Genomic DNA, 23,579 nt, shown 5'->3' with positions numbered 1-23,579 from the left:
TCCGGCGAACGCCAACCCGTGTTTCCAGAGCGGTCGACGTGCCTTCCTGACGGGGGCATGGCGATCGCATAGGCTGCGCGGACGGTCTCTTGCTGGAGGTTCGGATGCGTCGCCCTGTCGCACGGAAACTGTCGGTGCTGGCGGTCTCGGCCGCCGTGGTGTCGGTGGGGGCGGCGGCTCCGCCCGCCGCTTCCGGCGCACCCGTCGAGAAAGTCCCCGTGGCCGTCGGCTACGGCGGTGCCGTCTCGAGCGTCGACGCGGACGCCTCCGCGGCCGGCATCGAGGTCCTGAAGAACGGGGGCAACGCCGTCGACGCGGCCGTCGCCACCGCCGCCGCGCTCGGCGTCACCGAGCCGTACTCCTCGGGTGTCGGCGGAGGCGGCTACTTCGTCTACTACGACGCCAAGTCCCGTACCGTGCGCACCATCGACGGACGGGAGACGGCACCGCTCACTGCCGGGCCCGACCTCTTCCTGGAGAACGGCAAGCCGCTCGCCTTCGCGGACGCCGTCAGCAGCGGCCTGAGCGTCGGCACACCGGGCACGCCGGCCACCTGGCAGACGGCGCTCGACAAGTGGGGCAGCAGAAAGCTCGGGACGGTGCTCAAGCCCGCCGAGCGCATCGCCCGGGACGGATTCGTCGTCGACGACACCTTCCGCTCGCAGACCGCCTCCAACGAGACCCGGTTCCGCTACTTCCCGGACACCGCCAAGCTGTTCCTGCCCGGCGGGCGGCTGCCGGTCGTCGGCTCGACCTTCAAGAACCCCGATCTCGCCCGCACCTACGCCGAGTTGGGCAAGAAGGGCGTCGGCGCGATCTACCACGGCGACCTCGGCGACGACATCGTGGACACCGTGAACCACCCGCCGGTGGACCCGAGTTCGGGCTGGAACGCCCGCCCCGGCGACCTCTCGGAGAAGGACCTCGCCGCCTACCGCGCCAAGCTCCAGGCGCCAACGAAGACCTCGTACCGCGGCCTCGGCGTCTACTCGATCGCGCCCTCCTCCTCGGGCGGCACCACGGTCGGTGAGGCCCTCAACATCCTGGAGAACACGGACCTTTCCAAGGCGAGCGAGGTCCAGTACCTGCACCACTTCATCGAGGCGAGCCGGATCGCGTTCGCGGACCGGGGGCGCTGGGTCGGCGACCCCGCCTTCGAGGACGTACCGACGAAGGAGCTGCTGTCGCAGCGGTACGCCGACTCACGGGCGTGCCTCGTCAAGGACGACGCCGTGCTCACCAGCCCGGTCGCACCCGGCGACCCGCGCCACCCGGCCGCCTGCGGGGCAGGGGGTACGGCGGCGCCGACGACGTACGAGGGCGAGAACACCACCCATCTGACGGTGGCCGACAAGTGGGGGAACGTCGTCTCCTACACCCTCACCATCGAGCAGACCGGCGGCAGCGCGATCACCGTCCCGGGACGCGGGTTCATCCTGAACAACGAGCTGACGGACTTCTCCTTCGCCCCGGCCAACCCGGCCGTCCACGACCCGAACCTGCCGGGCCCCGGCAAGCGGCCACGCTCGTCGATCTCCCCGACCATCGTGCTCGACCGGCACAACAAGCCGGTGGTGGCGCTGGGTTCGCCCGGCGGCGCGACCATCATCACCACCGTCCTGCAGACGCTGACCGAGTTCCTCGACCGGGGACTCCCGCTCGTGGACGCGATCGCCGCGCCGCGCGCCAGCCAGCGCAACGCGGCCCAGACCGAACTCGAACCCGGCCTCTACGACAGCAAGCTGCGCGCGCGACTCGAAGCCATCGGGCACTCCTTCAAGCTGAACCCCGAGATCGGCGCCGCCACCGGCGTGCAGCGGCTGCCGAACGGGAAGTGGCTGGCCGCCGCCGAGACGGTACGGCGGGGCGGCGGCTCGGCGATGGTGGTACGCCCCACCAAGCGGTAAGGCCGGTCACAACTCGGGGGCGGGCGGCAGGTCCTCGGCACGGAACGCCAGCCGCCCGTCCGCCACGTCCACCGTCACCGTGCCGCCCTCGGCGACCCGGCCGTCGAGCAGCAACCGGGAGAGCTGGTTCTCCACCTCCCGCTGGATGGTGCGGCGCAGCGGCCGGGCGCCGTACTCCGGCTGGTAGCCACGCTCGGCGAGCCAGTCGACGGCCGGGTCGGTGAACTCGACCGCGACGCCCTGCGCGTGCAGCAGCCGACGCGTCTTCTCCAGCAACAGGTTGGTGATCTCCCGCAGTTGGCCGCCGGTGAGCTGACGGAAGACGACGATCTCGTCGATCCGGTTGAGGAACTCGGGCCGGAAGTGCTCCCGCAGCGGCCGCAGGATCTGCTCGCGCCGCGCCTCCTCGTCCGCCTCCGGGCCACCCGCGCCGAAGCCGATGCCGGCGCCGCGCCGGGTGATCGCCTCGGAACCGAGGTTGCTGGTCATCACGATGACCGTGTTGGTGAAGTCGACCGTGCGGCCCTGGGAGTCGGTCAGCCGTCCGTCGTCGAGGACCTGCAGCAGGATGTTGAAGACGTCCGGGTGCGCCTTCTCCACCTCGTCGAGCAGGAGCAGCGAGTACGGGTGCCTGCGTACCACCTCGGTGAGCTGGCCGGCTTCCTCGTGGCCGACGTACCCGGGCGGGGCGCCGACCAGGCGGCTGACGGTGTGCCGCTCCTGGTACTCGCTCATGTCCAGGCGGACCATGCGTTCCTCGCTGCCGAACAGGGCCTCGGCGAGGGTCCGCGCCAGCTCCGTCTTGCCGACGCCGGTCGGGCCGAGGAAGAGGAAGCTGCCGATCGGGCGGTCGGGGCTGGCGAGCCCGGCGCGGGAGCGCAGGACGGCGTCGGCGACCACGCGGACCGCCTCGTCCTGGCCGACGACCCGCTCGTGCAGGTGCTGCTCCAGGCCGAGCAGGCGGTGCTTCTCCTCCTCGGTGAGGCTGCTGACCGGGATGCCGGTCAGCCGCGACACGACTTCGGCGATGGCCTCGGCGGTGACCTTCAGGTCCATCCCCTCGTCGGCCTCGGTGCCGCCGTCGGCCTCGCCGATCCGCTGCTTCAACTCGCCGATCCGGTCACGCAGTTGGGTGGCCTGCTCGTACTGCTCGTCGGCGACCGCCTGGTCCTTGTCCCGGGTGAGCTGTTCGACCTCGCGCTCCATGGCGCGCACGTCCGTGCCCTTGGTCCGGGCCCGCAGCCGCACCCGGGCACCGGCCTGGTCGATGAGGTCGATCGCCTTGTCGGGCAGACGGCGGTCGGTGAGGTACCGGTCGGACAGCTCGACCGCGGCCACGAGGGCCTCGTCGGTGTAGCGGACCTGGTGGTGCGCCTCGTAGCGGTCGTGCAGACCGCGCAGGATCTCGATGGCGTCCGCGGCGCCGGGCTCGGCTACCAGGATCGGCTGGAAGCGGCGGGCCAGCGCCGCGTCCTTCTCGATCCGGCGGAACTCCTCCAGCGTGGTCGCGCCCACGATGTGCAGTTCACCGCGGGCCAGGGCGGGCTTGAGGATGTTCCCGGCGTCCATGGATCCGCCCTCGCCGCCGCCTCCGGCGCCGACGACGGTGTGCAGTTCGTCGATGAAGACGATCAACTCGTCGGAGTGGGCGCGGATCTCGCTCACGATCGCGTTCAGCCGCTCCTCGAAGTCCCCGCGATAGCGGGTGCCCGCGACCACACCCGTCAGGTCCAGGGCGAACACCCGCCGTCCGGCGAGCACATCGGGCACGTCACCGTCGACGATCCGCTGGGCGAGCCCCTCCACGATCGCTGTCTTGCCGACACCGGCGTCACCGATGAGCACCGGGTTGTTCTTGCCGCGCCGGGACAGCACCTCGATGGTCTGCTCGATCTCCTCCTCCCGGCCGATCACCGGGTCGATGCCGCCCTGCCGGGCCAGGTCGGTGAGGTCGCGGCCGTACTTGTCCAGCGTGGGCGTGCCGGTGGAGCGCGGCCGTTCGCGGCGGGCCTGACCGCCGTCCGGGGCCGGCTCGGGCGGCAGCCCGGAGGTCGCGAAGTGGGCCGAGTTGAGGATGTGCCCGGCGGCCGAGTCCGGGTTCGAGGCGAGGGCGGTCAGCACATGCTCGGGGCCGATGTAACCGGCGCCGCGCGTCCGGGCCAGGTCGTGCGCGTCCAGCAGGGCGCGCTTGGCGGCCGGGGTCAGGGACAGCGAGGTCGGCGGCGGGACCTCGCCGGGCGGGTGCTGGGCCGGTCCGGAGCGCTGGTCGATCTCCGTGGCGAGCGAGTCGGGATCCGCGCCGGCCCGGCTCAGCAGCGTCCGGGTGGGCTCCGCGGACAGCGCGGCCCGCAGCAGGTGCTGGGTGTCCAGGTCCCTGCTGCCGTGCTCGGCGGCGTACTGGGCGGCGCCCCGCACCAGCTCCCGAGCGGGCTGACTGAGCAGCCGCCCGATGTCGATCTGGCGTGGACCTTGGCGCGGCCCGCCGAAGAAGCGGGCGAGGAATTCTCCGAAGGGGTCATAGCCTTCTGAGCCGGTGAAGCCGCTGGTCATGGCCTTCCCATCCGGCGTCCCGACGGGGGGTGCCGCCCGGTTCGGGGCAAGCCCTGGAACTGGGGCAGGGCCCGGGACGCCCTCGCTGATCGACGTGCCGGACTCGGGTAACCCGAGTGGCAGCCGGTTACACCCCTGGGCGCGCCTTCGTAGAACACCCTCGCACGAACTAGGGGAGGGGGCACCTCCGCAGGCCCCCGGTGGACGGCCGTCCCGGGGTTCCCCCACCGATACGCGCCGAACGGGGCCGTGCCGCGTCGCGCCGCGCCGAGCGGCGTCGACCGGCACCGGGGGCGGAGTGGCAAAGGGCAGCCGGGGAAGGCGCCCCCGCTCTGTGACGCAGAGTGACCAGCCCGCGGCGACGGCCGGGCTCAGCGAGCCGTCAGGATCCGTGGCCCCGAGTCCGTGATGGCCACGGTGTGCTCCACGTGCGCCGCGCGCGAACCGTCGTTCGTCCGCAGGGTCCAGCCGTCGGGTGCCTCGTGGTAGCCGTCCGTACCGCCGCCGATGAGCATCGGCTCGATGGCGAGGGCCATGCCGTGTCGCAGTCGGAAGCCCCGCCCCGGCCGTCCCTCGTTCGGGACCGGGGGGTCCTCGTGCATGTGGCGGCCGATGCCGTGGCCGCCGAAGCCGTCCGGGATGCCGTATCCGCCGGCGCGGCACACGGTGCCGATCGCGTGCGCGATGTCGCCGATGCGGTTGCCGACCACCGCCGCCTCGATGCCGGCCGCGAGGGCCCGCTCGGCGGTCTCGATCAGCCGGAGGTCGGCCGGGCGCGGCGTGCCGACCACGAAGCTGATCGCGGAGTCACCTGCCCAGCCGCCCAGTTCGGCGCCGAAGTCGACGGACACCAGGTCGCCGTCGCGCAGCCGGTAGGCGGTCGGGATGCCGTGCACGATCGCGTCGTTCACCGAGGTGCAGGCGACGGCCGGGAAGGGGGTGGGAGCGAAGGACGGGCGATAACCGAGGAAGGGTGAGGTGGCACCCGCCCCGCGCAGCACCTCGTGCGCCAGCTCGTCCAGCTCCAGCAGCGAGACACCCACGTCGGCGGCCTGTCGTACGGCCGTCAGGGCACGCCCGACCACCTGGCCCGCCTCGTACATGGCATCGATCGATGAGTCCGTCTTCAGTTCCACCATGCCAATTACTATACCGGTATTAGAATGACGGCATGGTGCGCACCCCTCTCACTCCCGAAGAGCGCGAACGCGGCGAACGGTTCGGCAGGTTGCTGCGCGAGGCGCGCGGTGGCCGCAGCATGACCGAGGTCGCCGCGAGCGCCGGTATCTCCGCCGAGACGCTCCGCAAGATCGAGACCGGGCGAGCCCCGACGCCGGCCTTCTTCACAGTGGCCGCGCTTGCCCACGCGCTCGGCCTGTCCATGGACGACCTGGCGGCGCGGTGCGTGCCGGTGGAGGTGTGACAGGCGCCGGCCGGCAGTTCGCGGGGCGGGGTCCGGGCCGCCGCCCGTCGGCCCGGGCCCCGCGATGAGGCTCCTGCACGGTCCCGGAAAACTTCCCGTAGCGCGCCCGTAACACGGCTGGTGTTGCCTACCAACCGGAAGGGCTCCGGTCGGGCGGGAGTTGGGCGATGACTGTGGATCAACTCCCCAGGCAGGTGCGGGAGTTCGTGAACCACCTGGACGGTCTGCTGGCGCGCCTCGACCAGGGCGGCGGCTGGTGCGGGGTGTTCTGGCAGCGCGACCCCGACGGTATGCGGGCCTGCCTCGACGGGCGCGAGATGCCCCCGTGGGACGTCGTGGAGGCACTGCTGCAGGACCTCGCGGGGGCGTACGGCCCTCAGGTCGCCGCGGCGGAGACGGAACGGGCCCGTGCCCTGCACGCCGCCTCGCTCATCGCGTACGACGCCCGTCCCGGGGCCCGTGACGCCCTCGGTGACCGCTTCGACGTCATGCTCCGTGAGCAGCGGTACGCCGCCGACCGGCAGACGGAGCTGCGTCGGTCACTGGCCTCGGCCGCCACCCAGGAAGAGGCCGACGCCCTCCGTGTCGACCTCGCCTGGGCCCATGACGACCACGAACGCGCCACCCGCCGCTGCGCCGAACTCCGGTCCCGGATGGCGCGACTGGACCGACGTGCCACCGACCTGAGCATGCCGCGGCAGCGCGACCGCGATCGCGAGGTCGGGGCCGGGCCCGGCGCGGGCGGCGGGGCCCGGTCGGACACCGACGGTTTCTTCCGCTCCGCGGCCCGCACCCACGATGCCGAGCGGGCCGCGGAGCCCGCGTACGACCCCGATGTCCACGTCCCGCGACAGTCGGCCCCCGCCGAACCCTCCGCCCAGTGGCAGCCGACGCCCACCGACCACCCCACCCTCCAGCACCCCACAAACCCCCCTGCCGAACAGCACCCCGCCCCCAAGCAGCGCAAGCGGCGCCGGGGCGGTGCCCGGTTCGCCGGGGTGGTCGAGGAGGAGGCCGCCCCCGTCGTCGTACCGCCGACCGCCGTACCGGACCTTCCCGCCGCGCCCGTCGCGAGTGGCCGTACCCCGCGTGGGGCCCGGTTCGCCGGGGCCGCGCGGGCCGAGGCCCGGCCGGAGCCGCGGGTCGAGCCGCTGGACGCGGCAGGCGGGCGGGAAACGGCGCAGGTCGTGGAGCGGCTGGTGCGGCTGCGCGGTGCGGGCCGCAGCGGCGAGGCGCACGCGTTGCTCGCCGAGATCGCCCGTTGGCCGGCCGTCCGCTATCCGCTGCTCGCCGTCCAGATGGAGCGGGCCGGTCTGGGCGCCGACTGGACGAGCCTGCTGTGGGAGGCGGCCTCGCTGCCCGCCGAGCGGCTGGTCGCCGCCGCTGACGCGCTGGTCGCGGCCGGTCGCGGCACCGACGGACAGCAGATCCTGCGCCAGGGTGTGGCCCGGCCCGCCGACGAGATCGGGCAGGCGGTACTCGCGCTGTCCACCGAGGGTCGTCACCGGGAGGTGGGGGCGCTGCTCGACGCCTACGTCCGGGTCCGCACCCCGGAAGAGGCCGCCCGCAGCGCCGAGCCCGACCCGCGCACGCTGGTCCCGCTCCTCGTGCGGGCCGCCCGGGCTGTCTCGGAGGAGCGCCACTGGGACTTGGTGCACGCACTGCGCGTCGCCGGATTCACCGCCTGACCCTGCTCTGACGCGCACCTGACACTCGCGGCGGACTCCGCCCACCGGCCGAGCGGCTCACCCACAGGAGTGCGAAACGAGATCGACTCCGCGGGTTGACGACGATGGTCTTGGCAAGGCCCGCCGAGAGGCTTACGTTCGTCCCTCTATGGCCTGCGTCTACGGGCGTAGACGCTCTGGACGTCCCGTCGAAGGAGCAGCTCATGGCCAACGTCGTACGTGCCGCCCTGGTCCAGGCCACCTGGACCGGCGACACCGAGTCCATGGTGGCGAAACACGAGGAGCACGCCCGCGAGGCCGCCCGCCGGGGCGCCAAGGTCATCGGCTTCCAGGAGGTCTTCAACGCCCCCTACTTCTGTCAGGTCCAGGATCCGGAGCACTACCGCTGGGCCGAGGCGGTGCCCGACGGGCCTACCACCCGTCGTATGCGGGAACTCGCCCGCGAGACCGGCATGGTGATCGTGGTCCCCGTCTTCGAGGTCGAGCAGTCAGGCTTCTACTACAACACCGCGGCCGTGATCGACGCCGACGGCACCTTCCTCGGCAAGTACCGCAAGCACCACATCCCGCAGGTCAAGGGCTTCTGGGAGAAGTACTACTTCAAACCGGGCAACGTCGGCTGGCCGGTCTTCGACACCGCCGTCGGCAAGGTCGGCGTCTACATCTGCTACGACCGGCACTTCCCGGAAGGCTGGCGGCAACTCGGCCTGAACGGCGCCCAGTTGGTCTACAACCCGTCGGCCACCCACCGCGGGCTCTCCTCCCACCTGTGGCGACTGGAGCAGCCCGCCGCCGCGGTCGCCAACGAGTACTTCGTCGCCGCGATCAACCGGGTGGGCGTCGAGGAGTACGGGGACAACGACTTCTACGGGACCTCGTACTTCGTCGACCCGCGCGGACAGTTCGTGGGGGAGGCGGCCAGCGACAAGGAGGAGGAACTCGTCGTCCGGGACCTCGACTTCGACCTCATCGAAGAGGTCCGGCGGCAGTGGGCGTTCTACCGCGACCGCCGGCCCGACGCGTACGACGGGCTGGTGCGGCCATGACCAGGGACCTGCTCGGCCGTCATCGAAGCGTGCTGCCCGACTGGCTCGCCCTGTACTACGAGGACCCACTGGAGATCACCCACGGCGAGGGCCGCCACGTCTGGGACGCCGAGGGCAACAGGTACCTCGACTTCTTCGGCGGCATTCTGACGACGATGACCGCGCACGCCCTGCCCGAGGTCACCAAGGCGGTGACCGAGCAGGCCGGACGGATCATCCACTCCTCCACGCTCTACCTCAACCGGCCGATGGTCGAACTCGCGGAGCGGATCGCCAGGTTGAGCGGCATCCCGGACGCGCGCGTCTTCTTCACCACCTCCGGCACCGAGGCCAACGACACGGCCCTGATGCTGGCGACGACGTACCGCCGCAGCAACACCATCCTGGCGATGCGCAACAGCTACCACGGCCGCTCCTTCAGCGCCGTCGGCATCACCGGCAACCGCGGCTGGTCCCCGACCTCGCTCTCCCCCCTCCAGACCCTGTACGTCCACGGCGGCGTCCGCACCCGCGGTCCGTACGCGCACCTCGATGACGACGACTTCATCGCGGCCTGCGTGGACGACCTCGAGGACCTGCTCGGTCACACCCGCCCGCCCGCCGCCCTGATCGCCGAACCCGTGCAGGGCGTCGGCGGCTTCACCTCGCCCCCGGACGGCCTGTACGCCGCCTTCCGTGACGTGCTGCACCAGCGCGGCATCCTGTGGATCGCCGACGAGGTGCAGACCGGCTGGGGCCGCACCGGCGACCACTTCTGGGGCTGGCAGGCGCACGCCCAGAACGGCCCGCCCGACATCCTCACCTTCGCCAAGGGCATCGGCAACGGCATGTCCATCGGCGGGGTGGTGGCCCGCGCCGAGATCATGAACTGCCTGGACGCCAACAGCATCTCCACGTTCGGCGGCACCCAGATCACCATGGCGGCCGGTCTCGCCAACCTCACGTACCTGTTGGAACACGACCTCCAGGGCAACGCCCGACGGGTCGGCGGACTGCTCGTCGAGCGGTTGCGGGAGGCCGGGGCGCAGACTCCGGGCGTCCGGGAGGTGCGGGGCCGCGGACTGATGCTCGGCATCGAACTGGTGAGACCAGGCACCGACGAGGCCGACCCCGACGCGGCGGCCGCCGTGCTCGAAGCCGCCCGCGCGGGCGGGCTGCTCATCGGCAAGGGTGGCGGGCACAACACCAGCGCGCTGCGGGTCGCCCCACCGCTGTCCCTGACCGTCGCGGAGGCCGAGGAAGGCGCCGCGATCCTCGAAGACGCTCTGCGGAGCATCCACTAGTGCCTCGGCAGGCGACGTTTGCCCATCAAGGAGCCGCGAACGTTGCCTGTCGCGGCACCAGCAGCACCCACCAGCAGTACGTCGGACAAGGCCCGAACAAGGGAAGCCCGCCATGACCACCACCTGGGAGCCGTCCACGTCCCTGGAGCCGACCCTGTCGGTCCGGCAGGTCCTCACCCTGGAGCGGGTCCTCGCCGGGGAGCCCGAGGTGGTGGCCGGAGCGAGCCACCTCGACCGGGCCGTGCGCTGGGTGCACGTCGCCGAGGCCGCCGACGTCGGGGTGATGCTCAGCGGCGGTGAGATGGTGCTCACGACCGGGGTGCTGCTCGCCGGTGACGAGGGCGCGCAGGCCGAGTACGTGCAGTCCCTGCACCGCGCGGAGGCCGCCGCGGTGGTGCTGGGTCTGGGACGGGCGTTCCCGGCCGCGCCGGACGTGATGCGCCGGGCGGCCGAGCGGTGCGGACTGCCGATGGTGGTCCTGCACCGGCCCTTCCCCTTCGCCGAGTTGACCGAGGAGGTGCAGGCGCGCCTGATCCGGCGGAAGTTCGCGGCGGTCAGCATGTCCGAGGCCGTGCGGACCGCGCTCACCGGACTCATCACCGCGGGCGCGCCCCTGCAACGCCTGCTGGACGAGGTCGCCCAGCACAGCGGCTGCCCCCTCGTCGTCACCAATCTCGCCCACCGCGTCCTGGCCACCGCGGGGGAGCGGCCGGCGGTGGCCGACGTGCTGCGCGACTGGGAGCGCATCGCCCGGCAGGCCGGAGGCACCGAGGGCGACGGCTGGATCCGCGCCGAACTCGGTGGGCGCGGGGAGCGCTGGGGCCGGATCATGCTGTGCGGCTACCGCGGCGACCACGGCACCGGGCGGCTGCTCGCCGACCGTGCCGCCGAGGCCCTCGTCCTGCACCGCATGCTCGGCGGCACCTCCGCGCACACCTGGGAGGAGCAGTCCGCGCAGAGCCTGCTGACCGACCTGGTCAGCGGGGTCGTCCCCGCGCGGCAGCTGCTGCCCCGGGCCCGGGCGGCCGGACTGCCGGTCAACCGGCGCGCCTTCGTCCCGCTGGTCGTCCGGCACGGTGATCCGGCGCGCCTGGACCGGGTGCTGCGGCTGCTCGGGCTGTCCGGGATCGTCGCCGAGATCGCCGACGGCGCCACCGCGGTGCTGCTGAGCCTGGCCCCCGACCAGGACGCCACCGTACTGACGGCGAACCTCGCGGCCCGGGTGCGTACGGAGACGGGCGGGACGGTGATCGCCGCCGCCGACGCGCGCACCGACTGGGACGACGTCCCCGCCGGGCTGCGCGAGGCCCAGCACGTCGCCGACGCCGTGGCGGACTCGTCGGCGGTCCTGGACCTTCCCCCGGTGGTACGTCTCAAGGACGTCCATCTGCGGGGCCTGATCCGGCTGCTGCGCGACGACCCTGATGTGCAGTCCTTCGCGGAGCGGGAGCTGGACGGGCTGCTGTGCGCGGCGGGGGAGGACCTGCTCGCCGTCCTGCGCACCTACCTCGCCACCGGACGCAACAAGTCCCGCACCGCCCAGCTCCACCACGTCTCCCGCCCGGCCCTGTACCGCCGGCTGGAGGCGATACAGGCGCGGCTGGGCGTGGACCTCGACGACTTCGAACAGGCCGCCTCGGTGCACATAGCGCTCCTCGCGCACGACGCGCAACAGGGCTGACACAAGCATCGGCAGGCCACTCGGAAACAGCGGAGAAACACTGGACCACCTGGGAGAACGGCGGTGAAACATGCGCTCGCGACAGGGTGACACGGTGGCACGCCACAGGCCCGCAGACGTGACACCGTGCACCTCAAACCGCCCCAGCGGACTTCCTAAGCTCACCGCACACCGAGCGACCGGAGGTCCCGATGAGCACAGTGATCCGTGCCGCCCTCTTCCAGACCGCCTGGACCGGCGACAAGGAATCGATGATCCAGGTGCACGAGCAGGCGGCCCGCGACGCCGCCGCACAGGGTGCCCAAGTCCTGTGCTTCCAGGAGCTGTTCTACGGACCGTACTTCTGCCAGGTCCAGGACAAGGCGTTCTACGAGTACGCCGAACAGATCCCGGGCGGCCCGATCGTCAGGCGGTTCCAGGCGCTGGCCGAGGAGTTGGGCCTCGTCCTGATCCTGCCGATGTACGAGGAGGAGCAGCCCGGCGTCCTCTACAACACGGCCGCCGTGATCGACGCCGACGGCTCGTACCTCGGCAAGTACCGCAAGCACCACATCCCGCAGGTGCCGGGCTTCTGGGAGAAGTTCTACTTCCGTCCGGGCAACCTCGGCTGGCCGGTCTTCGACACCAAGGTCGGCAAGATCGGCGTGTACATCTGCTACGACCGTCACTTCCCCGAGGGCTGGCGGGCGCTGGGTCTGGCGGGCGCCGAGATCGTCTTCAACCCGTCGGCCACCTCGCGCGGTCTGTCCGCCTACCTGTGGCAGCTGGAGCAGCCTGCCGCGGCCGTCGCCAACGAGTACTTCGTCGGCGCGATCAACCGGGTGGGTGTCGAGGAGCTGGGCGACAACGACTTCTACGGCACGACGTACTTCGTCGACCCCGAGGCCCAGTTCGTCGGCGAGGTGGCGAGCGACAAGGAGACCGAACTCGTCGTCCGCGACCTGGATCTGGCCAAGCTGCGCGAGGTGCGCGACCGCTGGCAGTTCTACCGCGACCGCCGCCCGGACGCGTACGAGCCGCTGACGGCGCCGTAGTCGGGCGGTACCCGCGCCCCTTAGGGGCGCGGGGCTGTGCCCGACATGCGGCCTCCGCCGCGTGGGCGCGACCAGCCACAGACGACCCACAGATATCCGATCGCGTTCTGGAGAGGGACCATGAGCAGCCGTACCGTCATCCGGAATGGCCTCGTCATCACCGCGTCCGACGAGATCCACGCCGACATCCTGATCGAGGACGGCCGTATCGCCGCCCTCGCCGCCTCCGGAACGTCCGCCGCCGAGGCATGGACGGCCGAGCGCACCATCGACGCCACCGGGAAGTACGTCATCCCGGGCGGCGTCGACGCCCACACCCACATGGAGCTGCCGTTCGGCGGCACCTTCGCCTCCGACACCTTCGAGACCGGCACCCGGGCCGCCGCCTGGGGCGGTACCACGACGATCGTCGACTTCGCCGTGCAGAGCGTCGGCCACACCCTGCGCGAGGGCCTGGACGCCTGGCACGCCAAGGCCGAGGGCAACTGCGCGATCGACTACGGCTTCCACATGATCGTCTCCGATGTGCATGAGGAGACGCTCAAGGAGATGGACCTGCTGGTCGAGGAGGGTGTCACCTCCTTCAAGCAGTTCATGGCCTACCCCGGCGTCTTCTACAGCGACGACGGCCAGATCCTGCGCGCCATGCAACGCTCCGCCGACAACGGCGGCCTGATCATGATGCACGCGGAGAACGGCATCGCGATCGACGTGCTGGTGGAGCAGGCGCTGGCCCGCGGCGAGACCGATCCCCGCTACCACGGCGAGGTCCGCAAGTCGCTGCTGGAGGCGGAGGCCACCCACCGCGCCATCAAGCTCGCCCAGGTCGCCGGCGCGCCCCTGTACGTGGTGCACGTCTCGGCGATGGAAGCGGTCGCCGAGCTGGCCAGGGCGCGCGACGAGGGGCTCAGTGTCTTCGGCGAGACCTGCCCGCAGTACCTGTTCCTGTCCACGGACAACCTTGCCGAACCCGACTTCGAGGGCTCGAAGTACGTGTGCAGCACTCCGCTCAGGCCCAGGGAGCACCAGGCCAAGCTGTGGCAGGGCCTGCGCACCAACGACCTCCAGGTGGTCTCCACCGACCACTGCCCCTTCTGCTTCGTGGGCCAGAAGGAGCTCGGCCGGGGTGACTTCTCCAAGATCCCCAACGGTCTGCCCGGCGTGGAGAACCGTATGGACCTGCTCCATCAGGCCGTCGTCGACGGGCACATCTCGCGCCGCCGCTGGATCGAGATCGCCTGCGCGAACCCGGCCCGGATGTTCGGGATGTACCCGAAGAAGGGCACCATCGCGCCGGGCGCCGACGCCGACATCGTCATCTACGACCCGAACGCCGAGCAGGTCATGTCCGTCGACACGCACCACATGAACGTCGACTACTCGGCGTACGAGGGCAAGCGCGTCACCGGCCGTGTCGAGACGGTCCTCTCGCGCGGCGAACTCGTCATCACCGAGCGGGAGTACACCGGGCACGCCGGACATGGCACGTACACCCCCCGCTCCACCTGTCAGTACCTCAACTAGGAGTGGAGCACATGGACTTCGGACTCGTCCTGCAGACCGACCCGCCGGCCTCCAAGGTGATCAGCCTGATGAAGCGGGCCGAGCAGAGCGGCTTCACGTACGGCTGGACCTTCGACTCCGCCGTGCTCTGGCAGGAGCCGTTCGTGATCTACAGCCAGATCCTGGCGAACACGACCAGGTTGCGGGTCGGTCCCATGGTCACCAACCCGGGCACCCGCACCTGGGAGGTCACCGCCTCCACCTTCGCCACCCTCAACGACATGTTCGGCAACCGCACGGTCTGCGGCATCGGCCGCGGCGACTCCGCGATGCGGGTCGCGGGCCGCGCCCCGAACACCCTCGCCCGGATCAGCGAGGCCATGAAGGTCATCAGGGCTCTCGGCTCCGGGAAGGAGGCGGACCTCGGCGGTACGGTCGTCAGGTTCCCCTGGATCAAGGAAGGCGCCGAACTCCCCGTCTGGATGGCCGCGTACGGTCCCAAGGCGCTGAAGATGACCGGCGAGGAGGCCGACGGTTTCATCCTCCAGCTCTCCGACCTGTACCTGACCGAGTACATGGTGAAGGCCGTCAAGGACGCGGCCCGCGCCGCCGGCCGTGACCCGTCCGAGGTGAAGATCTGCGTCGCCGCCCCGGCGTACGTCACCGAGGACGACTCGCCCGAGGCGCTCGCCCACGCCCGCGAGCAGTGCCGCTGGTTCGGCGGGATGGTCGGCAACCACGTCGCCGACCTGGTGTCCAAGTACGGCGAACACTCCGCCGCCGTACCGGACGAACTCACCGAGTACATCAAGGCCCGAGAAGGGTACGACTACTCCCACCACGGGCGCGCCGACAACCCCGACACCGCGTTCGTACCGGACGAGATCGTCGACCGGTTCTGCGTCATCGGCCCGGCCGAGAAACACATCGAGAAGCTGAACGCCCTGCGTGAGCTGGGCGTCGACCAGTTCGCCGTCTACGACATGCACGACGCGCAGGAGAAGGTCATCGACGCGTACGGCACCACGGTCATCCCCGCCGTCAATGCCTGATCCGTCCTTCAGCATCAACTCCCCATCCCCCCACTCCAGTTCTCCCCTCCCCGCCTGTGGGGAGGGGGCCCGGAGCCCCCGCACGGCCTTTCCGGATCCGCCCCTCGTTTGATTGGCCTGCCCATGACCGACACCGCTCCCACGGCCATACCGCCGTCCGCCCAAGTCACCCTCGCCGACGGCCGGGTGGAGATCGCCCCGGGCGCCCCCGCCCCGAGCGGCCCCTTCGCCAACGAGGACCTGCTGCCGGTTCCGGTGGAGAAGCGCACCTGGACCACGTACAACTTCTCCGCGCTGTGGGTCGGCATGGCCCACAACACGGCCTCCTGGACCCTGGCCTCCGGTCTGATCGCCGTCGGCATGGACTGGAAGCAGGCGGTGTTCACCATCGCCCTGGCCAATGTGATCGTGCTGGTCCCGATGCTGCTCACCGGGCACGCGGGACCGAAGTACGGCATCCCCTTCCCGGTCTTCGCGCGCGCCTCCTTCGGGGTGCGGGGCGCCAACCTGCCCGCCGTCGTACGGGCGTTGGTGGCGTGCGGCTGGTTCGGCATCCAGACCTGGATCGGCGGTGAGGCGATCTACTTCCTCGCCGGGAAGCTGATCGGGAACGGCTGGAGCGACGCCGGAAAGGTCGGCGGTTACGCCTGGACGATGTGGCTGTCGTTCGCCATCTTCTGGGCGATCCAGGTCGCGATCATCTACCGGGGCATGGAGACGATCCGCCGCTTCGAGAACTGGGCGGCGCCGTTCGTCCTGGTCGGCGCGGTGGTCATGCTGATCTGGATGAGCGACAAGGCCGGCGGCTTTGGTCCGCTGCTGGACCAGCCGTCCAAGCTCGGCTGGGGCGGCGACTTCTGGAAGCTGTTCTGGCCGTCCCTCATGGGCATGATCGGTTTCTGGTCGACGCTGTCGCTGAACATCCCGGACTTCACGCGCTACGGGAAGTCGCAGAAGGCACAGACCTGGGGGCAAGCCCTCGGCCTCCCCACGACCATGACGTTGTTCGCGCTGCTGTCGGTGATGGTCACCTCCGGTTCGCAGGCGGTGTACGGCGAGACGATCTGGGACCCGGTGCAGCTCGCCGCCAAGACCGACAGCGTGGTGGGCCTGCTGTTCGCCCTGGTCACCGTGCTGGTGGCGACCCTGTCCGTGAACATCGCGGCCAACCTGGTCTCCCCGGCCTTCGACTTCTCCAACATCGCGCCCCGGAAGGTCAGTTTCCGGGCGGGCGCGCTCGTCACCTGTGTCCTCGGCGTGCTGATCTTCCCCTGGAAGCTCTACTCCGACCCGCAGGGCTACATCTTCACCTGGCTGGGCCTGGTCGGCGGCCTGCTCGGCACCGTCGCCGGCATCCTCATCGCCGACTACTGGATCCTGCGCCGCGGCAGGCTCGACCTGGCCGACCTGTACCGCACCGGCGGACGCTACTGGTACGAGGGCGGCTGGAACTGGCGGGCCGTCGTCGCGTTCGTGGTGGGCGGTGTCCTCGCCGTCGGCGGCGCCAGTTTCAAGCCGCTGATCGACGGGCGTCCCGTTCCCGCGCTGGAACCGCTCGCCGACTACGGCTGGGCGGTGGGCCTGGGCACCTCGATGGTGCTGTACGTGGTGCTGATGCTGGCGCGCGGCCGGGAGCGGCTGGAGACCTGAGCCACTTTCGCGACCCATCTCGCCAACCGCCGCTGGAGGACGGTCAGTTCTTCTGGCCGTCCTCCAGCGCGGCGACCGCCTCCTTGGCTGCCTTGATCGCGCCCCTGTTGATCTCGTCCGTACTGGGCGCCTTCTTGGTCTCGAAGTCGCTGCCGTTGTAAGTGATGGTCACCAGCGCGTTCGACGCGCGGATCACCACCATGCCCTCGCGGGTCTGCTGCTTGTCCTCGGTGGTGAGGTTCACCACCGAGTAGCCCGAGTCGCCCACACCGGGCACATCCCCGCCGCCGCTCTTGTCCGTCACCCTCTCCTGGTAGGACTTCTTGGCCGCGTCGTCCGACTCCATGAGCTCGTAGGAGACGTCCAGCCAGCGGTAGTCGTAGCCCTTGAGCGCGTTCCAGGAGCAGGTGCGGCGCACCTTGGTGTCCGTCGACGGGATCTCCCGGCCGGCCGTCTTCGCGCCCGGCACCAGCGACGTGATCGTCTTCTTGGCCACGCTGGTGCATGGCGCGGGCGCGGCCGCGTAGGCCTTCGAGGCCGCCGATGCCGACGGCGCGGCGGCGGACGGGGTCCCGGTCTTCGCGCTGTCCTTGTGCTCCGTGGCCGGCGTCGTGGCGAGCGGACCGGACGACAGGGCCCAGCCCGCCGCAGCGAGCACGACGACGGGGGACAGGCGTGCGGTCAGGGCGACCGGCAAGGGAAGAGAGGAACGCACGGCGCACATTTCGTGGGGGACGGTGCGGAGCGGGCCCGCACAGCGGACGGGACGTCAGTCTCACATGACTCCCGGTGTGACGGAAGTGCCGTCTCGCTCCGTGCCCGCACCGTCACCGCCCCCCGCTGCCGATGCGCCATATGTCCCTCTATGTCCGGGTGGTGGGGTGATAGAGCGCCGACTCGAGGCGGTCCACCGCCAAGAACGCCCCGTACGCCACCAGGCGCACCAGCGCGTCGTCGGTGTGCTCCGGCCGCCGCCAGGCCGCCACGTCCTCGTCCGTGATCCGGTACGGCGCCAGCGCGGCCAGCAGCGCGAGGCGCGCGCCGGGGCGCTCCCGACGGCCCGGGAACCCCGTCAGGGCGAGCGACGGATGAGCTCCGTCCCAGTCCCCCAGGACACCTTCCACGAGGTCGTGGTCATCGGTGTCGAGCAGGTCGGCGCCCCTCATGGACGCCCTGAGCAGCGCCGCGTACGCGAGCCCGACGGCCGTGCCGCCCGCCCACGCGGGAGCTTCGCCCGGGTCGACGCCGTCGAGCAGCGCCAGAGCCTCGCCGGGCCGGGCGGGGCGGCGTACGGTCCGGGCGAGCGTGCGGCCCGCGAGGCTGCGCACGGTTCTGAACCGCTGGGCGTTGCCCGGCAGCAGGTTCTCGGTCAGCAGGGCGGACACGATCCGGTTGATGAAGTGGAAGGCGAGAGCGGTGCCGACATAACCGGGGGCGTCCTCGTGCGGGAAGGGGTACGGCTCGGGGCCGAGGCCGCCCGGCACGCGGGTCCGCTCGCCCCACTCCAGCAGGCGCGCGTGCTCCTCGTTCGCCGGTCGCTGCCCGCGGGCGAGGCGTTCGGCGAGGGCGTGGTCGCCGGTGGCGTGCAACAGCATGGTGTGCGCGTCCACGCAGAAGGGGCACCTGTTGGCCAGCGACACACCTAACGCCGCCAACTCCTTTCCGGTGCGGCTGCCCGGGCCCGCGATCAGCGACTCGCGCATCAACGCCCAGGCGGACGCGAGGATCTCGGGGACGGGCGACAGGACCACGAAGGTGACGGGTCTGTCGATGCCGAAGTCGCGGGCGAGCTGCTCGTAGACCTCGGCGACGCGGCCGGTGGCCGACCTGGGCGGCAGGGGCTCGGTGTAGCGGAAGGGTGTGGGCATGGGCAGCAGCGTGCGCCACGGGGGTGGGCGCGGTCGTCGTACCGCCGAAGACAGCCGGCGCTGCGCCGACGGGGCGGCCCGAGGGCCCGGACTACTCCCTGGGGAGTAGTGGGGGAGTTGTCCACAGGGCTGATTCCGGTGTCCGTTCCCGGCGCTACTGTGCGTGGATGAGTGGGCACTTGGTCACACGCAGGAATCTCGCCGACGCCGCTTTGGCGGTCGTGGTCGGCGCGCTGGTCCTGACCACGGCCGCGTCCGACGCGGACACGACCGCCGTCGACTACGCCCTGATCGCGCTGGGTTCGGCGGCTCTGGCGTTCTACCGCCCGGCCCCCCTGGCCGTGCTCGCCGCGGCCACCGCGACCGGCGCGGCGTACGTCCTGCACGCCCACCCCGGGCTGCTCGCCGCCCTTCCCGTCCTCGCCGCCGTGCACGCGGCGTCCCGTGCGGATCACCGGGGTTGGGCCGCCGCCGCGAGCGGGGTGTACCTCGCGGCGTACGTGGCGACCGGGCCCACGACCGGGGAGATCGTGGAGAAGGCCGCGCTGTTCGCGGGCTGGTTCCTGTGCGCGGTGGTGACGGGCCTGGCCGACCGCAACTGGCAGGCCTACCTGCGCCAGACGGAACAACGCGCCCTGGAGGCCGAACGCACCAGGGAGGAGGCGGCCCTGCGCCGGGCCGGAGAGGAACGCCTGCGGATAGCCCGGGAGTTGCACGACTCCCTCACCCACAGCATCTCGATCGTCAAGCTCCAGGCCGGTGTCGCCGTGCACCTGGCCCGCAAGCGGGGCGAGGAGGTGCCGCCCGCACTGCTCGCCATCCAGGAGGCAGGCGGTGAGGCCATGCGTGAGCTGCGCGCCACGCTGGGGGTGCTGCGCACCGACGAACCACTCGGCACACCGGCCCTGCTCGTGGATCGCGCCCGGGCGGCGGGCCTCGCGGTCGAGCTGACGGTGAACGGGGACGAACGCGCCCTGTCGGCCGGCCTCGACCAGGCGGTGTACCGCATCGTCCAGGAGGCACTCACCAACGCCGCCCGGCACGCGGGAGGGGCCAAGGTGCGGGTGCAACTGGACTACGGGGAGGACGAGTTGACGATTCAAGTGGACGACGAGGGAGCAGCCGACCCGGCCCGCCCGCCGAAACCGGGCATCGGCCTCACCGGCATGCGAGAACGCGTCACGGCCCTGGGCGGCACGCTCCACACCGGCCCACGCACGGAGGGCGGCTTCTCGGTGCGGGCCGAACTGCCTCTTCGGGCGGCCGGATGATCCGGGTGGCACTCGTCGACGACCAGGCGCTGATGCGCGCCGGTTTCCGTGCCCTGCTGGACGCCGAGGACGGCATCGAGGTGGTCGGCGAGGCGGCGGACGGCGAACAGGGGGTGGCCCTGGTGCGGGCCCACACACCCGACATCGCGCTGATCGACGTCCAGATGCCGGTCATGACGGGCATCGAGGCGACCCGCCGTATCGCCACCGACCCCGCCCTCCGCACCGTCCGCGTCGTGATCCTCACCAACTACGGCCTCGACGAGTATGTCTTCGAGGCCCTGCGGGCGGGCGCGAGCGGCTTCCTGCTGAAGGACACCGAACCCGCCGACCTGCTCCAGGCCATCGAGGTGGTGGCCCGGGGCGAGGCCCTGCTCTCCCCGTCGGTCACCCGGGCCCTGATCGGCGAGTTCGTCTCCCGGCCCCCGGACCGGACCACCGCCCCCGGCCTGGAACACCTCACCCGCCGCGAACGCGAGGTCACCGCGCTGGCCGCCCGTGGCCTCAGCAACGAGGAGATCGCCGCACACATGGTCATCAGCCCGTTCACGGCCAAGACACACGTCAGCCGGGCGATGACCAAGCTGGGAGCCCGCGACCGGGCCCAACTGGTCGTGTTCGCCTACGAGTCGGGGCTGGTGACGGCACGCGGCACAGCACCTTGACGTGCGGGTGCCTGCTGGGCGATCGATAGCCTGCTGACAGTTCGACCGCCCGACCCCCAGCAACCACGAGGTGAGATGGTGTCCTTCACCACCCGGCCCACCCTCCAGGGCACCTTCGGCATGGTGTCCTCCACCCACTGGCTCGCCTCGCAGTCGGCGATGGCCGTACTGGAGGACGGTGGCAACGCCTACGACGCCGCCGTGGCGGGAGCGTTCGTGCTGCACGTCGTCGAACCGCATCTGAACGGGCCCGCCGGTGAGGTACCGATCCTGCTGGCGCCGGCCGGAGGCGAGGTGCGGGTGCTGTGCGGGCAGGGCGTCGCGCCGGCCGGGGCGAACGTCGCGCACTACCGGGGCCTCGGCCTGGATCTCGTCCCCGGGACGGGACCGCTCGCCGCCGCCGTCCCCGGCGCCTTCGACGCCTGGATGCTGCTCCTGAGGGACCACGGCACGAAACCGCTCGCGGACATCCTGAAGTACGCCATCGGTTACGCCGAACACGGCCACGCGCCCGTGGAGAACGTCGGCGCGACCGTCGAGACGGTACGGGAGCTGTTCGAGACGGAGTGGACCACCTCGGCGCACGTGTACCTGCCGGACGGCAAGGCGCCCCGGCCGGGGGAGCTGTTCCGCAACCCCGCCCTCGCCGCCACCTGGAAACGGCTGCTCGCCGAGGTCGCCGGGGCGGGGGACCGCACGGCGCAGATCGAGGCCGCGCGGGAGGTGTGGCGCACCGGCTTCATCGCTCAGGCGCTGGTACGGCAGGCCCGGCGGCCCACCATGGACACCAGCGGCGAGCGGCACACCGGTACCCTCACGGCCGCCGACCTGGCCGGCTGGTCCGCGACCTACGAGGCGCCGGCCACGTACGACTGGAACGGCTGGACCGTCTGCAAGGCGGGCCCCTGGAGCCAGGGACCGGTCCTGCTCCAGCAACTCGCGCTGCTGCCGCCCGAACTGCCCCGGTACGGGTCCGCGGACTACGTCCACCTGCTGATCGAGGGCTGCAAGCTCGCCATGGCGGACCGGGAGGCCTGGTACGGGGACGCGGCCGAGGTGCCGCTCGACGCACTGCTGTCGGACACGTACAACGCGCGGCGGCGGCAGCTGGTCGGGGAGAAGGCGTCGTACGAGTCGCGGCCCGGCAGCCCCGACGGCCGTGTCCCGCGGACCAGTGCCCACGCGCGCGCGGGCCGCGGCGGCGGGGCCGGGTTCGACCGGCTGGGCGCCGGGGAGCCGACGGTCGCGGTCCATGACGGGCCCGGCACCGGCGAGCCCACCGTCGCCAAACCTCCCACCTCCCCGGTGCCGGGCGAGCCCGAGTCCGAGGTCGCCGCCGACGGGCACACCCGGGGCGACACCTGCCACCTCGATGTCGTCGACCGCTGGGGCAACATGGTCGCCGCCACCCCCAGCGGCGGCTGGCTCCAGTCCAACCCCGTCGTGCCCGAGCTGGGCTTTCCGCTGGGCACCCGGTTGCAGATGACCTGGCTGGAGGAGGGCCTGCCGAACTCGCTCACCCCGGGCCGCCGCCCCCGCACCACCCTCACCCCCTCGATCGCGCTGCGCGACGGCATACCGGTGATGGCGTTCGGGACGCCCGGCGGGGACCAGCAGGACCAGTGGCAGCTGCACTTCTTCCTCGCGGTCGCACTGCGCGCCACCGTCCGCGGCGGACTCGATCTGCAGGGCGCGATCGACGCCCCGAACTGGCACAACGACAGTTTCCCCGGCTCCTTCTACCCGCGCGGCACGCGTCCGGGCAGCGTCACGGTGGAGGCCCGCATGGACCCGGACGTCGTGGCGGAACTCCGCGGACGCGGGCACGACGTGACGGTGGGCGCCCCGTGGTCGGAGGGACGCCTGTGCGCGGTCGCCCGGGACCCCGGGACCGGCGTGCTGTCGGCGGCCGCGAACCCGCGAGGCATGCAGGGGTACGCGGTCGGCCGCTGAACCGGCCGCCGATCTTGCCGGGTACGCCGAACCCCGGTATTCATGGTGATTCCACCCGTTGTGCACCGGGCCGGAGGGGATTGTCAGTGGCGCGTGCTCTCATGGAGCCATGATCGAAGACACGGAAACCATCGACGAGTTTCTCGCCCGGCATTCGACGGACGTGGAGGAGGCCCTCCGCAAGGCGGCCGCGGCCGAGATCATGCCGCGCTTCTGCCGGCTCGCCGCGCACGAGGTCGACCAGAAGAGCGGCCCGCACGACCTGGTGACGGACGCCGACCGCAATGCCGAGCTGTATCTCACCGAGGTGCTGGGCGCGCTGCTGCCCGGCTCGGTCGTGGTCGGCGAGGAGGCGGTGCACGCCGACCCCAGGTCCTACGAGGCGATACAGGGCGACACGCCGGTCTGGATCGTCGATCCCGTCGACGGCACCCGACAGTTTGTACGCGGCGACCCCGGCTTCTGCACCCTGATCGCGCTGGCCCGGCGCGGGGTCGTGCTCGCCTCGTGGACGTACGCCCCGGCCCGCGACCAGATGGCCACCGCCGTCCGCGGGCAGGGCGCGTACCTCGACGGCGAGCGGCTGACCTCCGGCACCCCGGAGCCAGGCAGTGACCTGCGGGTGGCCACCTCCCACCCGGACTACACCACCGACGCGGAGAAGCAGGCCCTCCTCGGGCTGCGGACCGCGGGCGTGGCACCGCGCGCCTGCGGCTCGGCCGGCCTGGAGTACCTGGCGGTCGCCCGGGGCGAGTTGGAGGCCACGGCGTTCACCTGGGAACTTGCCTGGGACCACGCGGCCGGCCTGCTCCTGGTGGAGGAGGCGGGCGGCACGCACCTGACGCGGGAAGGCGAGCCGTTCCGCATCACCGGCCACAACGCCCTCCCCTTCACCGCGGCCCGCGACGCGGCCACCGCCCGCCGGGTGGTGGAACTGCTGAGGGCATAGTGAGGACCCCTCAGCCGGCCGGTAGCCGGCCGGTAGCCGGCGGTCGCCGACGCGGA

General features: G+C 71.6%; 18 protein-coding genes. 14 read left to right on the top strand and 4 right to left on the bottom strand.

What is annotated here, in order from left to right; all coding sequences use genetic code 11:
- The first annotated feature begins 104 nt into the window (after nucleotides 1-104).
- The gene (ggt, locus tag ABZ027_RS19990; RefSeq protein ID WP_356770023.1) at nucleotides 105-1,907 is read left to right on the top strand and encodes a gamma-glutamyltransferase; all 1,803 of its coding nucleotides are present in this window, start codon (nucleotides 105-107) and stop codon (nucleotides 1,905-1,907) included.
- A 6-nt stretch (nucleotides 1,908-1,913) separates the two neighbouring features.
- Here ggt and ABZ027_RS19985 read toward each other — a convergent pair whose 3' ends face one another.
- Complete coding sequence (locus tag ABZ027_RS19985; protein ID WP_356770021.1) at nucleotides 1,914-4,457, bottom strand: ATP-dependent Clp protease ATP-binding subunit; 2,544 nt, start codon at nucleotides 4,455-4,457, stop codon at nucleotides 1,914-1,916.
- Nucleotides 4,458-4,828: 371 nt separating this feature from the next.
- Entirely contained in the window at nucleotides 4,829-5,596 is a 768-nt protein-coding gene (map, locus tag ABZ027_RS19980) for a type I methionyl aminopeptidase (protein ID WP_356770019.1), read from the bottom strand.
- A 32-nt stretch (nucleotides 5,597-5,628) separates the two neighbouring features.
- On the opposite strand from map, the gene ABZ027_RS19975 reads away from it, so the two are divergent.
- From ABZ027_RS19975 to ABZ027_RS19935, 9 genes are all read left to right on the top strand, one after another.
- A complete protein-coding gene (locus ABZ027_RS19975; RefSeq protein ID WP_356770017.1) occupies nucleotides 5,629-5,880 on the top strand; it encodes a helix-turn-helix transcriptional regulator in 252 nt (83 codons plus the stop codon).
- A gap of 167 nt (nucleotides 5,881-6,047) precedes the next feature.
- Nucleotides 6,048-7,568, top strand: a complete 1,521-nt coding sequence (locus ABZ027_RS19970; protein WP_356770015.1) for a hypothetical protein — start codon at nucleotides 6,048-6,050, stop codon at nucleotides 7,566-7,568.
- Between the two features lie 203 nt (nucleotides 7,569-7,771).
- Nucleotides 7,772-8,614 (top strand): nitrilase-related carbon-nitrogen hydrolase, encoded by an 843-nt coding sequence (locus tag ABZ027_RS19965; protein WP_356770013.1) that lies wholly within the window; start codon nucleotides 7,772-7,774, stop codon nucleotides 8,612-8,614.
- Nucleotides 8,611-9,897 (top strand): aspartate aminotransferase family protein, encoded by a 1,287-nt coding sequence (locus ABZ027_RS19960; RefSeq protein ID WP_356770011.1) that lies wholly within the window; start codon nucleotides 8,611-8,613, stop codon nucleotides 9,895-9,897. The genes ABZ027_RS19965 and ABZ027_RS19960 overlap by 4 nt, the downstream gene beginning before the upstream one ends.
- Before the next feature lie 112 nt (nucleotides 9,898-10,009).
- On the top strand, nucleotides 10,010-11,578 hold the full coding sequence (locus ABZ027_RS19955) for a PucR family transcriptional regulator (protein ID WP_356770009.1): 1,569 nt from the start codon (nucleotides 10,010-10,012) through the stop codon (nucleotides 11,576-11,578).
- A gap of 191 nt (nucleotides 11,579-11,769) precedes the next feature.
- Nucleotides 11,770-12,612 carry a nitrilase-related carbon-nitrogen hydrolase gene (locus ABZ027_RS19950; RefSeq protein WP_356770007.1) on the top strand — a complete coding sequence of 281 codons (843 nt, stop codon included), beginning with the start codon at nucleotides 11,770-11,772 and terminating at the stop codon, nucleotides 12,610-12,612.
- A 120-nt stretch (nucleotides 12,613-12,732) separates the two neighbouring features.
- The gene (gene hydA / locus ABZ027_RS19945) at nucleotides 12,733-14,136 is read left to right on the top strand and encodes a dihydropyrimidinase (RefSeq protein WP_356770005.1); all 1,404 of its coding nucleotides are present in this window, start codon (nucleotides 12,733-12,735) and stop codon (nucleotides 14,134-14,136) included.
- 11 nt (nucleotides 14,137-14,147) lie between these two features.
- Nucleotides 14,148-15,167 carry a TIGR03842 family LLM class F420-dependent oxidoreductase gene (locus tag ABZ027_RS19940; RefSeq protein ID WP_356770003.1) on the top strand — a complete coding sequence of 340 codons (1,020 nt, stop codon included), beginning with the start codon at nucleotides 14,148-14,150 and terminating at the stop codon, nucleotides 15,165-15,167.
- 123 nt (nucleotides 15,168-15,290) lie between these two features.
- Complete coding sequence (locus ABZ027_RS19935) at nucleotides 15,291-16,817, top strand: NCS1 family nucleobase:cation symporter-1 (RefSeq protein ID WP_356770001.1); 1,527 nt, start codon at nucleotides 15,291-15,293, stop codon at nucleotides 16,815-16,817.
- Between the two features lie 43 nt (nucleotides 16,818-16,860).
- Here ABZ027_RS19935 and ABZ027_RS19930 read toward each other — a convergent pair whose 3' ends face one another.
- Nucleotides 16,861-17,541 carry a hypothetical protein gene (locus ABZ027_RS19930; RefSeq protein ID WP_356769999.1) on the bottom strand — a complete coding sequence of 227 codons (681 nt, stop codon included), beginning with the start codon at nucleotides 17,539-17,541 and terminating at the stop codon, nucleotides 16,861-16,863.
- A gap of 139 nt (nucleotides 17,542-17,680) precedes the next feature.
- Nucleotides 17,681-18,685 (bottom strand): carboxymuconolactone decarboxylase family protein, encoded by a 1,005-nt coding sequence (locus tag ABZ027_RS19925; protein ID WP_356769997.1) that lies wholly within the window; start codon nucleotides 18,683-18,685, stop codon nucleotides 17,681-17,683.
- Nucleotides 18,686-18,852: 167 nt separating this feature from the next.
- Between ABZ027_RS19925 and ABZ027_RS19920 the strand changes: the two genes are divergently transcribed.
- The 4 genes from ABZ027_RS19920 (at nucleotide 18,853) to ABZ027_RS19905 (ending at nucleotide 23,523) form a co-directional block, all read left to right on the top strand.
- The gene (locus ABZ027_RS19920; protein WP_356769995.1) at nucleotides 18,853-19,956 is read left to right on the top strand and encodes a sensor histidine kinase; all 1,104 of its coding nucleotides are present in this window, start codon (nucleotides 18,853-18,855) and stop codon (nucleotides 19,954-19,956) included.
- On the top strand, nucleotides 19,953-20,621 hold the full coding sequence (locus ABZ027_RS19915; RefSeq protein WP_356769993.1) for a response regulator transcription factor: 669 nt from the start codon (nucleotides 19,953-19,955) through the stop codon (nucleotides 20,619-20,621). Before ABZ027_RS19920 ends, ABZ027_RS19915 begins: the two co-directional genes overlap by 4 nt.
- A 120-nt stretch (nucleotides 20,622-20,741) precedes the next feature.
- Entirely contained in the window at nucleotides 20,742-22,574 is a 1,833-nt protein-coding gene (locus ABZ027_RS19910) for a gamma-glutamyltransferase (protein ID WP_356770065.1), read from the top strand.
- A gap of 109 nt (nucleotides 22,575-22,683) precedes the next feature.
- Entirely contained in the window at nucleotides 22,684-23,523 is an 840-nt protein-coding gene (locus ABZ027_RS19905; RefSeq protein WP_356769991.1) for an inositol monophosphatase family protein, read from the top strand.
- Nucleotides 23,524-23,579 lie beyond the last annotated feature (56 nt).

Origin of the sequence: Streptomyces sp. NPDC006332 (assembly GCF_040612855.1) — a bacterium.
GTDB lineage: Bacteria > Actinomycetota > Actinomycetes > Streptomycetales > Streptomycetaceae > Streptomyces.
This window is presented reverse-complemented; position numbering and strand designations above follow the sequence as displayed.

Excerpts from the sequence above, each read along its gene's own strand:
- ABZ027_RS19965 (WP_356770013.1), top strand. The coding sequence starts at position 7,772 with ATGGCCAACGTCGTACGTGCCGCCCTGGTCCAGGCCACCTGGACCGGC.
- ABZ027_RS19915 (WP_356769993.1), top strand. The coding sequence starts at position 19,953 with ATGATCCGGGTGGCACTCGTCGACGACCAGGCGCTGATGCGCGCCGGT.
- ABZ027_RS19970 (WP_356770015.1), top strand. The coding sequence starts at position 6,048 with ATGACTGTGGATCAACTCCCCAGGCAGGTGCGGGAGTTCGTGAACCAC.
- ABZ027_RS19930 (WP_356769999.1), bottom strand. The coding sequence starts at position 17,541 with ATGTGCGCCGTGCGTTCCTCTCTTCCCTTGCCGGTCGCCCTGACCGCA.
- ABZ027_RS19935 (WP_356770001.1), top strand. The coding sequence starts at position 15,291 with ATGACCGACACCGCTCCCACGGCCATACCGCCGTCCGCCCAAGTCACC.
- ABZ027_RS19950 (WP_356770007.1), top strand. The coding sequence starts at position 11,770 with ATGAGCACAGTGATCCGTGCCGCCCTCTTCCAGACCGCCTGGACCGGC.
- ABZ027_RS19940 (WP_356770003.1), top strand. The coding sequence starts at position 14,148 with ATGGACTTCGGACTCGTCCTGCAGACCGACCCGCCGGCCTCCAAGGTG.
- ABZ027_RS19955 (WP_356770009.1), top strand. The coding sequence starts at position 10,010 with ATGACCACCACCTGGGAGCCGTCCACGTCCCTGGAGCCGACCCTGTCG.
- map (WP_356770019.1), bottom strand. The coding sequence starts at position 5,596 with ATGGTGGAACTGAAGACGGACTCATCGATCGATGCCATGTACGAGGCG.
- hydA (WP_356770005.1), top strand. The coding sequence starts at position 12,733 with ATGAGCAGCCGTACCGTCATCCGGAATGGCCTCGTCATCACCGCGTCC.
- ABZ027_RS19960 (WP_356770011.1), top strand. The coding sequence starts at position 8,611 with ATGACCAGGGACCTGCTCGGCCGTCATCGAAGCGTGCTGCCCGACTGG.
- ABZ027_RS19910 (WP_356770065.1), top strand. The coding sequence starts at position 20,742 with ATGGTGTCCTCCACCCACTGGCTCGCCTCGCAGTCGGCGATGGCCGTA.
- ABZ027_RS19905 (WP_356769991.1), top strand. The coding sequence starts at position 22,684 with ATGATCGAAGACACGGAAACCATCGACGAGTTTCTCGCCCGGCATTCG.
- ABZ027_RS19920 (WP_356769995.1), top strand. The coding sequence starts at position 18,853 with ATGAGTGGGCACTTGGTCACACGCAGGAATCTCGCCGACGCCGCTTTG.
- ABZ027_RS19975 (WP_356770017.1), top strand. The coding sequence starts at position 5,629 with ATGGTGCGCACCCCTCTCACTCCCGAAGAGCGCGAACGCGGCGAACGG.
- ABZ027_RS19985 (WP_356770021.1), bottom strand. The coding sequence starts at position 4,457 with ATGACCAGCGGCTTCACCGGCTCAGAAGGCTATGACCCCTTCGGAGAA.
- ggt (WP_356770023.1), top strand. The coding sequence starts at position 105 with ATGCGTCGCCCTGTCGCACGGAAACTGTCGGTGCTGGCGGTCTCGGCC.
- ABZ027_RS19925 (WP_356769997.1), bottom strand. The coding sequence starts at position 18,685 with ATGCCCACACCCTTCCGCTACACCGAGCCCCTGCCGCCCAGGTCGGCC.